Raw genomic sequence first — 17,228 nt, 5'->3', positions numbered from 1 at the left:
TTGGGGCGTCTGCAAGTACTACCAACTCGCGGTTGGTAGTACTTGCAGACGCCTTTTCGCATGTGCGGCGTGCCTGCATCGAACGGCCCAGCCGGCCTGACACAGTGGAGAAGTGCCCGTGCTGCAACGCGACGTGACCCGCGAGGTCACCACCGTGCGTCCGCCGGAGTTCTCGCGGTCCGAACGCATGCGCGTGCTGGTCGCAGCTGCGGTCGGGTCGGTGGTCGTCGGCTACGCGGCGGTGGCCGCGCTCCTCGCCCTGGTCTCCGCGACGGCCACGTACGCCGAGTTCTCCACGGCCGGCGTGCTCAGCGCCGCCGCGCCCGCCTGGCTGGCCGCGCACCACGTGCCGCTGCGCTTCGACGCCGGTCAGCTCGGGGTGTTGCCGCTGCTGCCGACCGCGTTGCTGATGCTGCTCGTCGGCCGCACCGCCGCGGGCACGGCCGACCGTCTCGGGCTCTACGAACCGCTTCAGGCACGTGGTGTGGTGCTGAGCATCTCCGGCGCCCACGCGGTCGTCGGCGGTTCGATCGCGCTGCTGATGGGTGAGGGCGTCGTGCGCGCCACGCCCGCCGTCGCGTTCTTCGGCTGTGCTGCCGTGTCCGGTCTCGCCGCCACGATCGGCGTCGCCCGCCGCTGCGGCCTGGTCGAGATGGTGTTCGACAAGCTCGACCCGGTGGCGCTGCACGGTCTGCGCGCCGGGTTCATGGCGTTGTTCGCGCTGGTCAGTGTGGGTGCGCTGGCGGTGGCGGCAGGGCTTGCGGCCTCGTGGCCCACGACGAGCGGGCTCTTCGCGGAGGCGGGGCCGTCGCTCGGGGTCGGGCTCGGGGTGTTCCTGCTGTGCGTCGGCTATCTCCCGAACGCGATCATCGCCGGGTTCTCCTACGTCGTCGGCGCCGGGTTCTCACTGGGCGGGGTCGAGGTCTCGCCGATGCGGTTCGTCGGTGGCCCGGTGCCTCCGGTGCCGCTGCTGGCGGCGATGCCGGAGACCGCGGCGGTGTGGAGTCCCGTGGTGCTGGTGGGTGCGGCGGCGATCGGCGTGTTCGTCGGCTGGGCCTGCCGCAACGTCTCCGACCGGCCGGCCTCGCGGTTCCGCGCGGTGCTGGTGGCCGCGATCACCGCCGCCGTGGGCAGCCTCGTGCTCGCCGCCACGGCCGGTGGACGGCTGGCATCCGGTGCGTTCGATCCCGTGACGGTGCCGGCGGGCCTGCTCGCGCTGCTCGTGGCGTTGTGGGTGCTGGTGCCGGGCGTGCTCGTCGCCTGGCTGGCCGGGGCGAGGGTGAAGCCGGCGGCAGCTGACGACGCCGAGTTCGTCGAACCGGGTCACGAAGAGGAAGCGGTCGACGAGGACGTCGTCTTCGAGGACGACGAGCTGACCGAGCAGTTCGAGCAGCTCGAAGTGGTGGACGAGGACGAGTTCGAGGTCGAGGAGGACCTCGAAGACGACGACTACTACGAAGACGACGAGTACGACGACGAAGAAGACGTTGCGGACGAAGAGGAAGACGACGCCGAACCGCCCGTTGAAGAGGACCTCGAAGAAGAGGAGGACCTCGAGGCGGAGTTCGACGAGATGCTCGGCATGGAGCCCGAGGAGGACCTGGACGGCAAGCCGGAACGGTGACGTCATAGGCTGCCCCTGAGCTGCTGCAACCCCACGCCAGGAGTAGACGCTGAGCACCGAACTCCGCCTTCCCGCACCGGCGCGCGTCGTCGTACTCGTCTCCGGTTCCGGAACCCTCATGCAGGCGTTGCTGGACGCCACCGACCTCCCGATCGAGGTGGTCGCGGTCGGCGCCGACCGCGAGAACATCGAGGGCCTCAAGCGCGCCGAACGCGCGGGCGTGCCGCACTTCGCCGTGAAGCTGCGCGACCACGCCGACCGCGCGGCCTGGGACGCCGCCCTGACCGAGGCCGTCGCGTCGCACGAACCGGACCTGGTGGTGTCCGCCGGGTTCATGAAGATCATCGGCCCGCGGTTCCTCGCCCGCTTCGGCGGCCGGATGATCAACACCCACCCCGCGCTGCTGCCGGCCTTCCCCGGCGCGCACGGCGTGCGCGACGCCCTGGACTACGGCGTGCGCGTCACCGGATCGACCGTGCACCTGGTCGACGCGGGCGTAGACACCGGGCCGATCCTCGCGCAGGAGGCCGTCGTCGTCGAACCCGACGACACCGAGGAGACCCTGCACGAACGCATCAAGGTCGTCGAACGCCGGCTGCTCGTCGAGACGGTCGGCCGACTGGCCCGTGAGGGCTGCACCGTGAACGGACGAAAGGTGAGCATTCCGTGAGCACTCCTGCCGAGAGGCGACCGGTTCGCCGGGCCCTGATCGGGGTCTCCGACAAGGCCGGCCTGCTGGAACTGGCCACCGGCCTGCACGCGGCCGGAGTCGAGATCGTGTCGACCGGCGGCACCGCCAAGGTGCTCGCCGACGCGGGCGTCCCCGTGACGCCGGTCGAGCAGGTCACCGGGTTCCCCGAGTGCCTCGACGGTCGCGTCAAGACGCTGCACCCGCGCGTGCACGCCGGTCTGCTCGCGGACCTGCGCAAGGACTCGCACGTCCAGCAGTTGCGCGACATGGACATCGCGCCGTTCGACCTGCTGGTCGTGAACCTGTACCCGTTCACGCAGACCGTCGCGTCGGGTGCTTCCCCCGACGACTGCGTCGAGCAGATCGACATCGGTGGCCCCGCGATGGTCCGCGCGTCGGCGAAGAACCACGCGAACGTCGCGGTCGTCGTCGACCCGTCCCGCTACGGGTGGGTGCTGGAGAACGTCCGTGAGGGCGGCTTCACCCTGGCCGACCGCCAGCAGCTCGCGGCTGCGGCCTTCCGCCACACCGCGACCTACGACGTGGCCGTCGCGTCCTGGATCGGCAACGTGCTGGCGCCGGACGACGAGGGCAGCGGCTTCCCCGGCTGGGTCGGCGCGACGTGGAACCGCTCGAACGTGCTGCGCTACGGCGAGAACCCGCACCAGCACGCCGCGATCTACACGCAGGGCGACGGCCGTGTGGGCCTCGCGTCGGCGAAGCAGTTGCACGGCAAGGAGATGTCGTACAACAACTACCTCGACGGTGACGCCGCGTGGCGTGCCGCGTGGGACCACGAGCGTCCGTGCGTCGCGATCATCAAGCACGCGAACCCGTGCGGCATCGCGGTGTCCGACGTGAGCATCGCGGACGCGCACCGCAAGGCGCACGAGTGCGACCCGGTCAGCGCGTTCGGCGGCATCATCGCGGCCAACCGCGAGGTCACCGTGGAGATGGCCGAGTTCGTCTCGGAGATCTTCACCGAGGTGATCATCGCTCCGTCCTATGCGGACGGTGCGGTGGAGGTGTTGCAGCGCAAGAAGAACGTGCGCATCCTCGTGGCCGAGGCTCCTTCCCGCGGTGGCGCGGAGATGCGTCCGGTGTCCGGCGGCCTGCTGCTGCAGCAGCGCGACGCCATCGACGCCTCCGGTGACTCGCCCGCGAACTGGACGCTCGCGTGCGGCAAGCCCGCGGACGAGAAGACGTTGGCGGATCTGGAGTTCGCGTGGCGCGCCATCCGTGCCGTGAAGTCGAACGCGATCCTGCTGGCGGACGACGGCGCGACCGTCGGCGTGGGCATGGGCCAGGTCAACCGGGTCGACTCGTCGCATCTCGCGGTGAAGCGCGCCGGTGAGCGGGCCAAGGGCGCGGTTGCCGCCTCGGACGCCTTCTTCCCGTTCCCGGACGGCCTCGAAGTGCTGCTGGAGGCCGGTGTGCGCGCGGTCGTGCAGCCCGGCGGCTCGGTGCGCGACCCCGAGGTGATCGCGAAGGCCGAGGAGCACGGCGTCACCCTCTACCTCACCGGCACCCGCCACTTCGCCCACTGATCACGATGAAGGGAACCTTCATCAACGTGAGGTTGATGAAGGTTCCCTTCATCGCTTGAAAGTCACGCGTCGGCGAGCAGTGCTTCCGCGACGCCCCGCGCGGCGGCCTCGAACTCCGTGACGTCCGGCCGCTTGTTCCCGAAGACGCCGGAGTCCCAGCCGGTGTACTCGACCTCGACGACGGTGTCGCCCTTGCGCACGATGACGTCGAGCTGCAGGAACGCGGACTTGCCGTCCACCAGCACGACCGTTGCCTCGTCGCCGAGCCCGTCGAGCCGCCGTTCGTTGATCGTGCCCTGGTTGTTCTGCTTCGACTGCGACACGCGCCGCTCGTACTCTGCGGCGGCGTCGCCCACGACGACGTACGCGTCGGTGTTGCGCAGCCCCGAGCCGTCCTCGCCGTTGGTCTGGTCCCACGCGCACGACGTCTGCGTGCCGTCCGGGACCTTCCGCTGTTTCGACATGGCGGGATTGCCGTTCGTGGTGCGGGCCTTGGCCAGCGCGGCCGCAGGCACGTTGGCGCACGCCTCCGGCATCGTGCCGCCGCGCTTGGGGCTGCCGCTGTCGGAGTTTGCGCCGAGGTAGAGGAACCCTGCGACGCCCGCGGTGACGAGCACCACGACGCCGGCGATGATCCCGACGATCAGTGGAGCCTTGTTCTTCTTCGGCGGCTGTGGAGGGCCCCATCCCGGCTGTGGTTGTGGCCAGCCCTGTTGCGGTGGCATCTGTTGGTGCCAGCCCTGTGGTGGTGGTTGGTTCACAGTTTCCTCAGTAGGTCGTTCACGACGGTGTCGCCCTTGCGGACCAGGTACTCGACGATGAGGCGCTCGGGACCGTTCGGTGACACGACGACCTCGGCCTCGTCCCCGATGCCGTCGACCCGCTTCCCGTAACCGCCGGGGAGGTAGGTCATCGCCTGCGCGCGAATGCCGAACAGTCACTTCCCGCCCTGGTCACCGGGGTCCTGTTCGATGGTCTGCGGGGAGACGGCCTGGCAGGCCTTGGGCAGATCGGGTGACCGCAACGGCTCACCCTGGTCCTTGCGCACGTCGTAGTAGTAGAAGGCGCCTGTGGCGAGGCTGCCGACGATCAGGACACCGGCGATGATCCCGGCCTTCACACCCCAGTTCACCTGGCGATTCCCCTCGACTTCCCGGTGACTCGGTCACCGTAGAGGACCTCGGGCGCCTGCGTCGGCATGTCCACCAAAAGGGTGACGCTCTGGGATTGACACAGGGGTGCGCTCGCGCGCTACGATCATCCCGTTCGTTCGAACAAGAGTTCGAATAAGCAAGTCGCCGAACTTCCCGCGGCGACCGTGCACAGGGGTGCGCACGGTCCGCACGGGAGGTGGGTGGAGTGTCCAGGTCGGCAACGGCGTCGTTGGCCGCGCTCGGGGTGAACCCGGCCAGCGAGCTGACCAGCACCACCACCGACCACACCACGGGGCGGGTGCTGCCGGTTCGCGGGGAACTGGCAGGCCTGCTGCCGTGGGGCGGCTTGCGGGCGGGCAGCACGGTGTCGGTGGGCGGATCGACATCGCTGCTGCTGGCCCTGCTCGCGGGCGCGACCGCGGACGGCTGTTGGGCCGCCGTGGTCGGCCTGCCGCAGGTGGGGGTGCTGGCCGCAGCCGAGCTCGGGGTCTCGGTGCAGCGGCTGGCACTCGTTCCTCGCCCCGGCTCCGATCCCGGTCCGGTGATCGCGGCCCTGCTGGACGGCATCGACCTGGTGGCTGTCGCGTGCCCGCTGCCTCCTTCGCTCGCACGACGCCTCACGGCCCGTGCCCGCCAACGCCGCGCCGTGCTCATCGCCTTCGGCTCCTGGCCTTCCGCCGACGTGGAGCTGACCGCGGAGTCCGTGCGCTGGAACTCCCTCGACGACGGCGCGGAAACGTTGCGGCACCAGCAGATCAGCGTGCGCAGCGGTGGCCGCGGTTCTGCGGGCAGGCCGCAGCACGTGCTGCTGACGTTCGGGGAAGAAGAGATCGAGCTCCCGCTGGTGGCCGGCGAACCTGCCAGGTCCGACGAGCCGGCTGATGCCGGTCCGGACCGGGTCGACGAGCTGGCCGCCAGGCGGGCTACAACCCAGGAGCAGCCCGCGTGAAGGACGCACGCCTGCTCGCGGTCTGGTGTCCGGACTGGCCCGTCGTCGCCGCCTGCACCGCGTCCGGCACCGGTCAGCACGTGCCGGTGGCGGTCGTCGACGGCAACGAGATCGTGGCCACCTCGGCCGTCGCGCGCGCCGAGGGCGTCCGCCGGGCCATGCGCAAACGCATGGCCGAGTCGACGTGCCCAGAGCTCGTCGTCTTCGAGCACGACCCGCAGCGCGATGCCAGGTTCTTCGAGCCCGTCGCGGAGGCCGTGGAGGAGCTCGCGCCCGGCATCGAGGTCGTCGAGCCCGGTCTGGTCGCCGTGCCCGCGCGGGGGCCGGTCAACTACTTCTCCTCCGCCGAACGGGCCGCGGAACGCATCGTCGACCACATCGCCGCGCGCACGAACGTCGAGGCGCAGGTGGGTCTGGCCGACAGCCTCTTCGCCGCCACGAAAGCCGCGCACCGCAACGTGATCGTGCCACCGGACCGGACCGCGGAGTTCCTCAGGCCGTTGGGTGTGCACGAGCTCGACGCGCCGGAGCTGGTCGATCTGCTGCGCAGGCTCGGCCTGAAGACGCTCGGCGCGTTCGCGGACGTGCCTGAGAACGCGGTGGCGTCGAGGTTCGGTGGACCGGCGACGCGTCAGCACCGCCTGGCGCGCGGGCTTGCCGAACGTCCGCTCGACAAGCGCAGGCCCGCCCCCGAACTGGCCGTCACGGAGACCTTCGACGACCCGGTCGAGCGCATCGACGCGGCCGCGTTCGCCGCGAAGATCCTCTCGGAACGGCTGCACGAGAACCTCGCCGCCAGAAGCCTCGCGTGCACGCGGCTCGGCATCCACGCCCGCACCGAGAACGACGAGGAGCTGCACCGGGTCTGGCGGGCCGCGGAACCGTTGACACCACGGGGAATCGCGGACCGCGTGCGCTGGCAGCTCGACGGCTGGCTCACCCGCGAACGCCTCACCTCCGGCATCAGGACGCTCACCCTCGAACCGGTCGAGGTCGTCAACGGCACCGCGTTGCAGCTCGGCTTGTGGGGCCACGACGACGAACGCGCGGTGCGGGCCCTGCTGCACGTCCAGGGTCTGCTCGGCCCCGATGGCGTGCTCACACCGGTGCTCGACGGCGGCAGGGGACCGAAGGAACAGGTCAGGCTCGTGCCGTGGGGCGACGAGCGGACACCGACGCACAACCCGGACCACCCGTGGCCAGGCCGGCTCCCCAGAGCGCCCGCGACGCTCGCCGACGACCCTGCCGACCTGAGGGACGCCGACGGCAACGAGGTCGGCGTGACCGGGCGTCTCGAGCTCACCGCACAGCCCAAGAAGCTTGCCGTGAGAGGAAGAACGCAGGAGGTGACCGCGTGGGCCGGGCCGTGGCCGGTCGACGAGCGGTGGTGGGCGCCGGACCCGCACCGGGCCGCGCGCATCCAGGTGCAGACGAACGACCAGGCGTTCCTGCTGATCCGCAGGGACCAGAGGTGGTTTCTGGAAGGGGTGTACGACTGATGCAGGACGAGTACTGGGATCTGCTGGAGACCCTGATCCCGTTGCCGCGCAAGGCACCGGATGGGCTGGAATAACCCGCCGGTCCGCTGGAGGGAGCTGGAACGGGCCCTCTCCGGCAAGCCCGCCGAGCAGAAACCCGACGGCGGCGACAGTCCCGCGTGGTCACGGCACCGCGACAGGTACACCGCGCCGCCGGGTTTCGAGCTGCGCGTGGACGAGGCCGCGACCACCCGCAGACGCGTGCCGTACGCGGAACTGCACTGCCACTCCAACTTCAGCTGGCTCGACGGTGCGAGCCACCCCGAGGAGCTCGTCGAGGAGGCGCAACGGCTCAAGCTCGACGCCATCGCGATCACCGACCACGACGGCATGTACGGCGTGGTGCGGTTCGCCGAGGCCGCCAAGGAGCTCGGGATGCACACGGTGTTCGGCGCCGAGCTCAGCATCGGGCTCGGCAAACCGGCCAACGGTGAACCGGATCCCGAGGGTGATCACCTGCTTCTCCTTGCGCGCCAACAGGAGGGCTACCACGCCCTGTGCCGCACGCTGACCACCGGACACCTCGACGACAACGCGGAGAAGGGCAAACCGGTCTACGACGTCGAGCAGATCGTGGCCGACACCAAGGGCGAGGTCGTGGTGTTGACGGGCTGCCGCAAGGGAACCGTCCGCAGGGCACTCGTCAGGGAAGGGCCGGAGGCGGCGTTCCAGGAGATCGTCAGACTCACCGAGCTGTTCGGCAAGGGACGCGTCCACGTCGAGCTGACCGATCACGGGCTGCCCGAGGACAGCAGGCGCAACGACATCCTCAACGCGATGGCGCAGAAGCTCAAACTTCCCGTCGTGGCAACGAACGCCGTGCACTACGCGACGCCGAGCCGTGGCAGGCTCGCCGCTGCGATGGCTGCCGTGCGCGCGCGGAGCAGCCTCGACGACATGGCCGGATGGCTGCCGCCGTCACCCGCCGCGTTCCTGCGCAGCGGCGAGGAGATGTTCCACCGGTTCCGCCGCTTTCCCGGCGCCGTGCACAACGCCGCGTTGCTCGGCATGCAGCTGGCGTTCGACCTGAGGCTGGTCGCGCCGAAGCTGCCGCCGTTCGACGTGCCGCCCGGCCACACCGAGAACACCTGGCTGCGCAAGCTCACCTACGAGGGCGCGCACCGGCGGTACCCAGACGGCGACGAGAAGGCGTTCCGGCAGATCGAGCACGAGCTGAAGATCATCGAACAGCTCGGCTTCCCCGGCTACTTCCTCGTCGTGCACGACATCGTGAACTTCTGCAAGGAGAACGACATCCTCTGCCAGGGCAGGGGCAGCGCCGCCAACTCCGCGGTGTGCTTCGCGCTCGGCATCACCAACGTCGACGCCGTCCGCTTCGACCTGCTCTTCGAACGCTTCCTCGCCCCCGCCCGCGACGGCCCTCCCGACATCGACGTCGACATCGAGTCCGACCGGCGCGAGGAGGTCATCCAGCACGTTTACCGGAAGTACGGTCGCCGGCACGCCGCCCAGGTCGCGAACGTCATCACCTACCGCGCCCGTTCCGCGGTGCGCGACATGGCCCGCGCGCTCGGCCACTCGCCGGGCCAGCAGGACGCGTGGAGCAAGCAGATAGACAGGTGGGGCCCGCTCAGCGTCACCATCGACGACTGCGACATCCCTCGCGACGTGCTGGAGCTCTCCGCCCAGCTGGAGAACTTCCCGCGCCACCTCGGCATCCACTCCGGCGGCATGGTGATCTGCCACCGCCCCGTCAGCGAGGTGTGCCCGGTGGAGAAGGCGCGCATGGACAAGCGCACGGTCCTGCAGTGGGACAAGGACGACTGCGCGTCCATCGGCCTGGTGAAGTTCGACCTGCTCGGCCTCGGCATGCTCTCCGCGCTGCACTACACCATCGACCTCGTGCGCGACCACGAAGGCGTTGACGTCGACATGGGTCGTATCGATCTCAAGGATCAACGTGTCTACGAGATGCTGCAGAAAGCCGACTCGGTCGGCGTCTTCCAGGTGGAGAGCCGCGCGCAGATGGCGACGCTGCCGCGCCTGAAACCGCGCGAGTTCTACGACCTCGTCGTGGAGGTGGCCCTGATCAGGCCCGGCCCGATCCAGGGCGGCTCGGTGCACCCGTACATCAGGCGCCGCAACAAGGTCGAGAAGTGGGACTACGACCACCCGTTGCTGGAGAACGCCTTGAAGAAGACCTACGGCGTGCCGTTGTTCCAGGAACAGCTCATGCAGATCGCGGTGGACGTGGCCGGCTTCACCGCCGCCGAGGCCGACGAACTGCGCCGCGCGATGGGCGCCAAACGCTCCACCACCCGCATGGAACGGCTGCGCGACCGCTTCTACGAGGGCTGTGCCGTGAACGGCATCGACGAGGAGCTCGCCGGTCGCATCTACGCGAAACTGCTGGCGTTCGCCAACTTCGGCTTCCCGGAGTCGCACGCCCTGTCGTTCGCGCACCTGGTGTTCGTGAGCGCGTGGTTCAAGCTCTACCACCCGGCAGCCTTCTGCGCGGCCCTGCTCCGAGCCCAGCCGATGGGCTTCTACTCCCCGCAGTCGCTGGTGATCGACGCCCGCCGCCACGGCGTGACGGTCCACGGCCCGTGCGTGAACAAGTCACTTCCCTGGGCGGGCCTGGAACCGTTGGGCGCTCAGAACGCCGTCCGCATCGGCCTGTCCGCCGTACGCGGCATCGGCGAAGCAGACGCCGAACGAATCGTTGCCGCACAACCGTTCCGCGACATGGAGGACTTCGGCACCCGCGTCCAACTCACCACCGCCCAGGTGGAGGCACTGGCCACCGCAGGCGCGTTCTCGTGCTTCGGCCTGGAGCGCCGCGAGGCGTTGTGGGCAGCCGGCGCGATCGCCGCCATCCGCCCCGACCGCCTACCGGGCACCACAGTCGGCGTCGACGCGCCAACGTTACCCGGCATGGACGACGTGGAACTGGCGGTGGCAGACGTCTGGGCCACGGGCCTGTCCCCGGACAGCTTCCCGACCCAGTTCGTGCGGTCCACTTTGGACTCGATGGGAGCGCTGCCGGTGACCGCCCTGGCCTCAGTCGAACCGGGAACGCGCGTGCTGATCGGCGGCGCCGTGACACACCGGCAGCGCCCGGCGACGGCGGGCGGGGTCACGTTCCTCAACATCGAGGACGAGACCGGGATGGTGAACGTCGTGTGCTCGCCGGGGTTGTGGGCGCGGTACCGGAGGGTGGCGCGCAGCAGCGGGGCGATGCTGGTGCGGGGCGTGGTGGAGTCGGCCGAGGGTGTCGTGAGCGTGATGGCGGACCGGTTGCAGCACCTCGATCTGCGGATTCCGTCCAAGTCGCGCGACTTCCGCTGACCTCACAGCTTCGGTGGGGCGTGCAGACGGCGCATGACGGGTGGCCGGAGCAGCCGGACCCAGGCCTGAGCAGTGGTCTCCTTGTTCGACACCTCCATCGGCCTGTACGCCTTGGCGTGGCTGAGCTCGCTGTGCCGGATGACCTCGTCGAAGAACCACGCCGAGCCGATGACCGCCAGGACTGCCGACGAGTTCTTCAGCGCGCTCCTGGTGACATCGGCGTCGAGGAGCCGGAACGTGTGGTTGATCGCGGATCCGGTCACGCCGTACTGGTCGTAGTTGATCTCACCCGCGTTCAGGGCGAGCCGCAGCCGTATCCGTTCACGCGGCGGGTGTATTCGGTTGTGCCGCGTCAACGCCTCGACGAGCGCGTTCGGGAGGTGGTCGGCGAGCAACGTCTTGCGCACATCGGCAGGGACGAGCACGAGCACGCCGTCTCCTCTGTCCTCGTGACGGCACGATGCCCAGGGGATGCCGGCGGCGTCAAAGGCGGTTCGCATCGCCTTGTACATGCCGTGCCGGATCCGTACTTGGTTGATGTTGTTGCGGTTGTGCTGCCCGAATCCCTCGATGTCCGCTGCCACGACCGTGCAATGCGCCGTGGTGAGCGTGAGGGGTTCGTCGCCGACGTCGACCAGCAGTTCGTTGCGCGCGTTCGGCCCGAACGGCTCGGGTGTGGGACTGCTCGTCATCGTTCCTCCCCCTGCGGCCTCGGGCGTGCTGCGGCAGCGTCGTTCCGTCGACAGGCAAACCCCGTTGCGCACGGTTCGACTCGAGCAGGCATGGAAGGGAGGCGTCACCCTGGCGCTACGGAACCTTGTGATGGTCTGGTTACTGTAACCTGAAATGCATCCAGTTCAAAGCAGGTTCGGTCAACCGCGTGATATACCTGTGAGTTTGTCCGATCAGACGCCGCCGAAGGGGGAGGCTGTGTTGGCATCACCCGTCGTCGCAGCGTGGGAGCTCGCGCTCCGGCTGCGGCAGCAGCGCGACCAGCTGGGTGTGGAGGTCAAGACCATCACCCAGGCGTTGGGCTTCTCGCGCAACTACTGGTCCGCCGTCGAGAACGAGCGCAAGGTCCTTTCCGAAGAGAGCCTCATCAAGCTCATGGAGCTGCTCGAGTTCGACGAGGAGGAACGGCAGGAGCTGCTCGAACTCCGCATGGCCGCCAAGGAGCGCGGCTGGTGGACGCGGTACGGAACGCTGCTGGACAGCGATCTCCAGCGACTGATCGGCCTGGAAGCCGGCGCGGAGACCGTTCGGTGCTACGAGAGCCTCCTCATCCCGGGCATGCTGCAGACGGAGGACTACGCCAGGGCCATCATGACTCCTGACGCCACCATTCGAAAGGTGGAAGTCGATCAGCGCATTCAAGTGCGCCTTCGGCGGCAGGAGAGATTTGTTGACGAAAACCCGCTGAAGATGATCGCCATAATCAGCGAGGCTGCTCTCCGGCAGCAAATTGGCGGGCCTGCAGTACTTCGTGATCAACTGATGCACCTGGCTCGAAACATCGAAGAGCGTGAGGACAGGCTTGAGGTCCGGGTAATTCCCTTCACGGCCACGGCTTGCGGGTTGTTCGGAGCTGCGACTGTGCATCTGATCGAATTCCCCAACCCCAGGTTGCCCACCGTCGGCTGGCAAGAAACCGTCACCACCAGGGGTGTCATCACCGAGAGCGGTCAGGTACGTGACATCATGCTCACCTACCAGGACGCGCTCAAAAACACCTTGAGCGCACAGCAGTCGTTGGAACTGCTGCATCAGCGCATCAAGGAGCTGGATTGATCGGCCAGAAGGACTCGGCGTCGCCCCGTGCGCGGCGTGGATGGCTCACGAGCAGCTACTCCAACGCTTCGGGGAGCTGTGTCGAGGTCAACCTCGACACTTGCGACGTTCTGGTGCGCGACAGCAAGGACCGACGTGACGGTCAGCCTGTTCTGAGGATTTCCAAGGAGGCTTGGGAATCATTTATTGAAGGGGTTTCCTGAACGCCCTGTGGCGCTCAGGCGACTTGGTGATCAGCCGCGACCCTCACGTTTTTCGTTCGGCTGCAATGTGTGTCCCGGATAGTGGTGGAAAGTGGCAAGTCCGTTGGTGCGGGCGCCGGCTCGAGCCGACTTCGCTCAATCCGAACGCAGATTGAGTTGACGAGCGCGGGACCACCACGCGGAACTGGTGTGCGCGGTGTACCGGGTGCCCCGGTACACCGCGCCGCAGGTGCCGACGCCGGAGAGCTTGGCGTCGTGGATCGGCCAGGTCGCTCCAGGCCGATGGCTTCTACATGAGTATCGGGTCGATGTCGCAGTCCGCGCGCACGCCCTTGATGGCGGCGATGGTTCCGGGGTGCGCCTGGCCGAGGACCTTCCGGTACCTGTCCAGGATCGGGCCGCTGTAGGGCTTGGCTTCCTCGGTCCGTCCTGCCGCGCGCAGGTCGAGGCCTAGGTTGATCGCGGCTGCCAGCGTGGTCGGGTGGTTCGGGCCCAGCACTCGCTCGGCGCGTTCGACCGCGTCCTGACCCAGTGCCACCGCCATCTCGGTGTCACCAATGGCCGCCAGGTCGCTGGCCAGATTGATGGTCGCGGTGACCGCATAGGGATGGTTGCGGCCGATGTTGGTGCGGAGTTGCTCCAGTGCTTGTTCGTCCAGCACGCGTGCATCGGTTGCCTGACCGCGCAACCGCAACGTGATCGCGAGGTCGACCGTCGCGGCGATCGTGTGCGGGTGCTGCTCTCCGAGGCTGCGGCGATACCGTTCGAACGTTTGCTCACCGAGGGTCTTCGCCACAGTCAGGTCGCCCGAGTGGCGCAGGTCGATTGAGTGCGCCAGTGCGCAGGCCGTGGTGGTGGGGTGGTCGGCGCCGTACGCCGATGCGAGTCGTGCATGGGCTGCGGTCGACAGTTCCAGTGCGGACGCGTGATCGCCGTCCTTGCGCCTCGCGACAGATAGCAGGAACTCCATGACCACGGTGTCGACCTGGTCTTCGCCGAACCGCATCCGGTAGATCTCGGTAACCTGCTCTTGGTCGATCCGGGCTCGCATGTACTCGCCGGCCTCCCTGCGGTCGACGACGAGGGCGGCGTTGGTGCTGAGAGTCCTGGGATGGTCGGGGCCCAGTACCTCGATCCGTCGCTGCAAGGTGCTCTCGTCGAGGTTGGCTGCTGCCTGGTACTCCCCGGACAGTCGGAGGCTCAGTGCGTGCTGGTAGGCGGCGTTGAGAGTTTCCAGGTCGTCTTCGCCGAAGAGTCGCTTGGACTTGTGGTAGATCTCTTCGCTCAGCTTGGACGCTTGGGCGAAGTCGCCTTTGGCGCGCAGGTCGATGACGATGTTGGTCTGGAGGGCGAGTGTTTCCTCGCTGTCCTCTCCGGACACCTGGATGCGGCGCTGCAGGGTGAGCTGGTTGATCCTGGAGGCTTCCTCGTACCGGCCCAGGCCCCACAGGTACAGGCCGAGCCGTTGGGCGACGTCGAGGGTTTGCGGGTCGGTCGGCCCCAGTTGCCGCTCGAACTTCTCCAGCGCGTATTCGGCGAACCTGGCGGCTTCCTCGTGGTCGCCCCAGGCGAAGAGGTAACGCATGAGGTTGATCGCGAGCTGCCGGACCCAGCCGTCTTCGCAGTCGACGATGTCGGCTGCGTAGGCGTGGGGGAGCAGTTCGCGGTAGCGGGGCCAGTGGCGGGCCGACTCGGGATCGTTCGGGTCGGGGCTCGTGAGCAGCTGGTGTGCGGCGTGGCGCATCTGGGCCTCCAGTCGGGGCGCCATCATGCGGTTGCGCAGCACCAACTGGACCAGTCGGTGGAGCTGGATCGTGTTGTTGGCGTGGTCGATCTTCGCCAGGCCGTAGCGGTTGATGTCGCGGACTGCTTTTGCCAGTTTGATCGGATCGCGTAGTGCGGTGTCCAGTTCTGGGGAGATCGAGACGTTGCGGTTGACGCCGGTGAACAGGTCGCGGGGGATCGGTTCTGGCGAGAAGAAGGCGCAGACGTGCAGGATCTGGTGGGCTGCTGGGTTGCGGGTCTTCAGCTCGTCGAAGGCGACGTTCCACGCCGCGGCGACGGAGACCTCGTAGGCCGGTGGTGCGGACGTGTCGAGGAGGATCTCCGCCACGGACTCGTCGAACAGGCGCAGGTACTCGGCCACCGGCATGCCGGTCATCGCTCGCCAGGCGGCCGCCTGCTCGACCGCCAGCGGAAGGTCACCGAGCTTCTCAGCCAGCTGGTTCGCGTCGTCGACGTCGATGTCCGGGCCGAATTTGCCGAGCAGTTCGATGCTTTCGTCGCGCTCGAACACCCCGAGTTCGACTGGTGTCGCCGCGCCGGCCCAGCCCAGGTTGCACGAGGTGATGAGCACTTCGCCGGGGCCGCTGGTGGGGATGAACGGCAGCACTTCCTCGGGGCTCTCCGCCGCGTCGAAGATGAGTAGCCAGTGTCGGAACGGCCTGCCGAGGCGCAGCGCCTCACGGACCGCAGGAACCGCGGTGTTCGACTCCGACGCACCCTGCAGGCCCAGCCGTGTGGCCAGTTCGGTGAGGCTGGCCCGGATCTGCGTCGGGCGGGCGGCTTCGATCCACCAGATCAGGTCGTAGTCCTGGGAATGACGGTAGACGTACTCGGTCGCCATCTGGGTCTTGCCGACGCCGCCCATGCCGTGCAGGGCTGCGGGTAGCACCGCTGTTGTGCCGCCTGCGGTCAGGTGCTCGCCCAGTTGCTTGAGAAGTTCCCTCCTTCCGGTGAAGTTGGGATTTCGCGGCGGCACACTTCCCCAAACGGCGGGTGGATCGTCCTGGCGCCGCATGTGTACTCCCTGGTGTTTGGGCGGAGTGACGTGGACCGAAGAGGCATTGGACGAATCCGGAACGTCCGTATCACTGGGCCGAGTCGAGTAGGCCTCCGAAGAGGAGGTGGTCGCAGACTCGTGGGCGTGATTGGCCGATTCGTGCATGTCCTCACTCGCAGTCTTGGTAGCGCTGTTCTGGATTGATTCAGTGGGCAGTGTGGGGTGGCTCGTGCATCGAAGCATTCAACAGTTGTTGGTTGCGGGAAGATATTGACCGAACAAAGCTCTCATGACTGTGTGCTCCAGCTCGCCATCAGCTGGATTCACTATGGTCGGTCTGCGTTGTGCGGTGTGCCTACAGGTACTCGGAGGCGTCCGAGGAAGGGAACTCGACTGGAGAACTCGGTGGCCGCAGGCGGGGCAATGCCGCTGATCTCAGGCTAACGCACGTCGAAGAGTAGTGGTCACGAGCTGCCTCCGAAAGGTAAAGGCACTTGTGTCTAGAGCCGACGGACTTGCGCTTCCGCCGGGCAGCGTACAACAACCCCCTGGGGGAGCAATTCCCCGAGGTGCTCGTTTCCCGTTTCCGGAACGAATCGTTTCCGAATCAATGGGGTGATGTCCGTGTCGCCGACTCGTTTGGGTCGGTGGTGCAGTGTCAAGTAGCTGGATGTGGTAGATGCAGCCACTTCGTCGGCGGTCGTTCGCTGTCGCCCAAATGCTCAGAAGCTCATTCGTTTCACTCCTCGCTCGAACCGTGCCGGTGCATACCACCAGATCGCCGACGGGCCGTCCCCGGTGTCGCGTTCAGCGCCTCGGGTGCGGCGCGGCCCTGGTCGGGCGGGGGTCCCCTGCCACAACCCAATCCATCTGGAATCACTCAGCACGGCGTTGATCGGATTGTCCCCTGGCCGTGATGCTCCGACAGAGTGAATTTGCTCAACGGTCGGGTTCTCCAGCATAGAGTCCCACCGCGTGCGCCAGGGGTGCTGCCAGTGCTTTGCCTGCATTCGTTCGAGTGATCTCATGATCACGGCGTAGTCGAGTGCAAGCGGGTGAGGATCTCCGGAACAGTGTTCTTTCCACCAGGTGTAGATCGGTGATTGAAGCAGCTGTCGCGGCATCACGAAGCGCAGGGTGACAGAGGCGGCAAGGTCGCACCGCAGCCTCGGCTGCGGTGATCACGTCATCGACTGGATATTCCAAGTCGTCCAGATCGGCTTCGGGTAGACCGCAGGTGGAGGCGAGATCCCGTGCGCCTTTCCGGCGCATCAGAAGGTTAAGCTGCCAGAATCAGTGTCCGACGGGCGGTTTGTTGAGGCCGCGTCGCTAATGCCTTGCTCGTTTCGGACCAATGTGCGGTCTGGACATCGGTCTACCGGAGCAGTCCGTACTTGGGTCATCATGGAGTTGCCTGCTCTGACCGGGTCACGGCGTGAGGGGATCGACGGATGAGTTCGTACGGTAGTCAACCTGGCATCGAATCCAAACTGATCGACGTGGACACAGTTCCATTTACCAAGTTGCACGAGCTCGACGGCGAAACCCTCCGCGACTCGGTGCGACACGTGGTTGAACGTGCCAGCCTCGTGCGGGTCATCCGCAGATCGACCAACAGCGGTGGTGGCGAGCGGATCGACTGA

At 67.6% G+C, this 17,228-nt stretch carries 15 protein-coding genes; 9 read left to right on the top strand and 6 right to left on the bottom strand.

The genetic code is table 11. From position 1 onward, the window contains the following. Positions 1 to 112: 112 nt before the first annotated feature. Genes ACFOWZ_RS10620 through purH form a run of 3 tightly spaced genes read left to right on the top strand, consistent with a single transcriptional unit; the run spans position 113 to position 3,862 of the window. A complete protein-coding gene (locus tag ACFOWZ_RS10620) occupies positions 113 to 1,624 on the top strand; it encodes a cell division protein PerM (protein WP_382371578.1) in 1,512 nt (503 codons plus the stop codon). A 49-nt stretch (positions 1,625 to 1,673) separates the two neighbouring features. Further along, positions 1,674 to 2,294: a phosphoribosylglycinamide formyltransferase gene (gene purN, locus ACFOWZ_RS10615; protein ID WP_382372642.1), complete on the top strand. Its 621-nt coding sequence runs from the start codon at positions 1,674 to 1,676 to the stop codon at positions 2,292 to 2,294. Next, positions 2,291 to 3,862 (top strand): bifunctional phosphoribosylaminoimidazolecarboxamide formyltransferase/IMP cyclohydrolase, encoded by a 1,572-nt coding sequence (gene purH, locus ACFOWZ_RS10610; protein ID WP_382371576.1) that lies wholly within the window; start codon positions 2,291 to 2,293, stop codon positions 3,860 to 3,862. Before purN ends, purH begins: the two co-directional genes overlap by 4 nt. Before the next feature lie 62 nt (positions 3,863 to 3,924). Here purH and ACFOWZ_RS10605 read toward each other — a convergent pair whose 3' ends face one another. Genes ACFOWZ_RS10605 through ACFOWZ_RS10595 form a run of 3 tightly spaced genes read right to left on the bottom strand, consistent with a single transcriptional unit; the run spans position 3,925 to position 4,994 of the window. Continuing rightward, positions 3,925 to 4,587 carry a hypothetical protein gene (locus ACFOWZ_RS10605; RefSeq protein ID WP_382371574.1) on the bottom strand — a complete coding sequence of 221 codons (663 nt, stop codon included), beginning with the start codon at positions 4,585 to 4,587 and terminating at the stop codon, positions 3,925 to 3,927. Between the two features lie 32 nt (positions 4,588 to 4,619). After that, a complete protein-coding gene (locus ACFOWZ_RS10600; RefSeq protein ID WP_382371572.1) occupies positions 4,620 to 4,775 on the bottom strand; it encodes a hypothetical protein in 156 nt (51 codons plus the stop codon). A 24-nt stretch (positions 4,776 to 4,799) separates the two neighbouring features. After that, positions 4,800 to 4,994 (bottom strand): hypothetical protein, encoded by a 195-nt coding sequence (locus tag ACFOWZ_RS10595; protein WP_382371570.1) that lies wholly within the window; start codon positions 4,992 to 4,994, stop codon positions 4,800 to 4,802. Between the two features lie 227 nt (positions 4,995 to 5,221). Here ACFOWZ_RS10595 and ACFOWZ_RS10590 point away from each other — a divergent pair, with 227 nt between their 5' ends. The 3 genes from ACFOWZ_RS10590 to ACFOWZ_RS10580 are packed head-to-tail and all read left to right on the top strand — an operon-like array spanning position 5,222 to position 10,812. After that, complete coding sequence (locus ACFOWZ_RS10590; RefSeq protein WP_382371568.1) at positions 5,222 to 5,965, top strand: hypothetical protein; 744 nt, start codon at positions 5,222 to 5,224, stop codon at positions 5,963 to 5,965. Further along, positions 5,962 to 7,464 (top strand): DNA polymerase Y family protein, encoded by a 1,503-nt coding sequence (locus tag ACFOWZ_RS10585; protein ID WP_382371566.1) that lies wholly within the window; start codon positions 5,962 to 5,964, stop codon positions 7,462 to 7,464. The genes ACFOWZ_RS10590 and ACFOWZ_RS10585 overlap by 4 nt, the downstream gene beginning before the upstream one ends. 60 nt (positions 7,465 to 7,524) lie before the next feature. Next, positions 7,525 to 10,812 (top strand): error-prone DNA polymerase, encoded by a 3,288-nt coding sequence (locus tag ACFOWZ_RS10580; protein ID WP_382371564.1) that lies wholly within the window; start codon positions 7,525 to 7,527, stop codon positions 10,810 to 10,812. A 2-nt stretch (positions 10,813 to 10,814) separates the two neighbouring features. On the opposite strand, the gene ACFOWZ_RS10575 is transcribed toward ACFOWZ_RS10580, so the two are convergent. After that, a complete protein-coding gene (locus ACFOWZ_RS10575; protein ID WP_382371562.1) occupies positions 10,815 to 11,504 on the bottom strand; it encodes a hypothetical protein in 690 nt (229 codons plus the stop codon). A gap of 205 nt (positions 11,505 to 11,709) precedes the next feature. Here ACFOWZ_RS10575 and ACFOWZ_RS10570 point away from each other — a divergent pair, with 205 nt between their 5' ends. Together ACFOWZ_RS10570 and ACFOWZ_RS10565 are read left to right on the top strand one after the other, a co-directional pair. Beyond that, a complete protein-coding gene (locus ACFOWZ_RS10570; RefSeq protein ID WP_382371560.1) occupies positions 11,710 to 12,600 on the top strand; it encodes a Scr1 family TA system antitoxin-like transcriptional regulator in 891 nt (296 codons plus the stop codon). Then, positions 12,597 to 12,803, top strand: a complete 207-nt coding sequence (locus ACFOWZ_RS10565; protein ID WP_382371558.1) for a DUF397 domain-containing protein — start codon at positions 12,597 to 12,599, stop codon at positions 12,801 to 12,803. The genes ACFOWZ_RS10570 and ACFOWZ_RS10565 overlap by 4 nt, the downstream gene beginning before the upstream one ends. A 289-nt stretch (positions 12,804 to 13,092) precedes the next feature. Here the strand turns inward: ACFOWZ_RS10565 and fxsT are convergent, their stop codons facing one another. Both fxsT and ACFOWZ_RS10555 read right to left on the bottom strand, forming a co-directional pair. After that, a complete protein-coding gene (fxsT, locus tag ACFOWZ_RS10560) occupies positions 13,093 to 15,603 on the bottom strand; it encodes an FxSxx-COOH system tetratricopeptide repeat protein (RefSeq protein ID WP_382371556.1) in 2,511 nt (836 codons plus the stop codon). A 704-nt stretch (positions 15,604 to 16,307) separates the two neighbouring features. Further along, positions 16,308 to 16,751 (bottom strand): VMAP-C domain-containing protein, encoded by a 444-nt coding sequence (locus ACFOWZ_RS10555; RefSeq protein ID WP_382372640.1) that lies wholly within the window; start codon positions 16,749 to 16,751, stop codon positions 16,308 to 16,310. A 285-nt stretch (positions 16,752 to 17,036) separates the two neighbouring features. On the opposite strand from ACFOWZ_RS10555, the gene ACFOWZ_RS10550 reads away from it, so the two are divergent. Then, a complete protein-coding gene (locus ACFOWZ_RS10550) occupies positions 17,037 to 17,228 on the top strand; it encodes a hypothetical protein (RefSeq protein ID WP_382371554.1) in 192 nt (63 codons plus the stop codon).

Origin of the sequence: Lentzea rhizosphaerae (genome assembly GCF_042649515.1) — a bacterium.
Lineage (GTDB): Bacteria > Actinomycetota > Actinomycetes > Mycobacteriales > Pseudonocardiaceae > Lentzea > Lentzea aerocolonigenes.
This window is presented reverse-complemented; position numbering and strand designations above follow the sequence as displayed.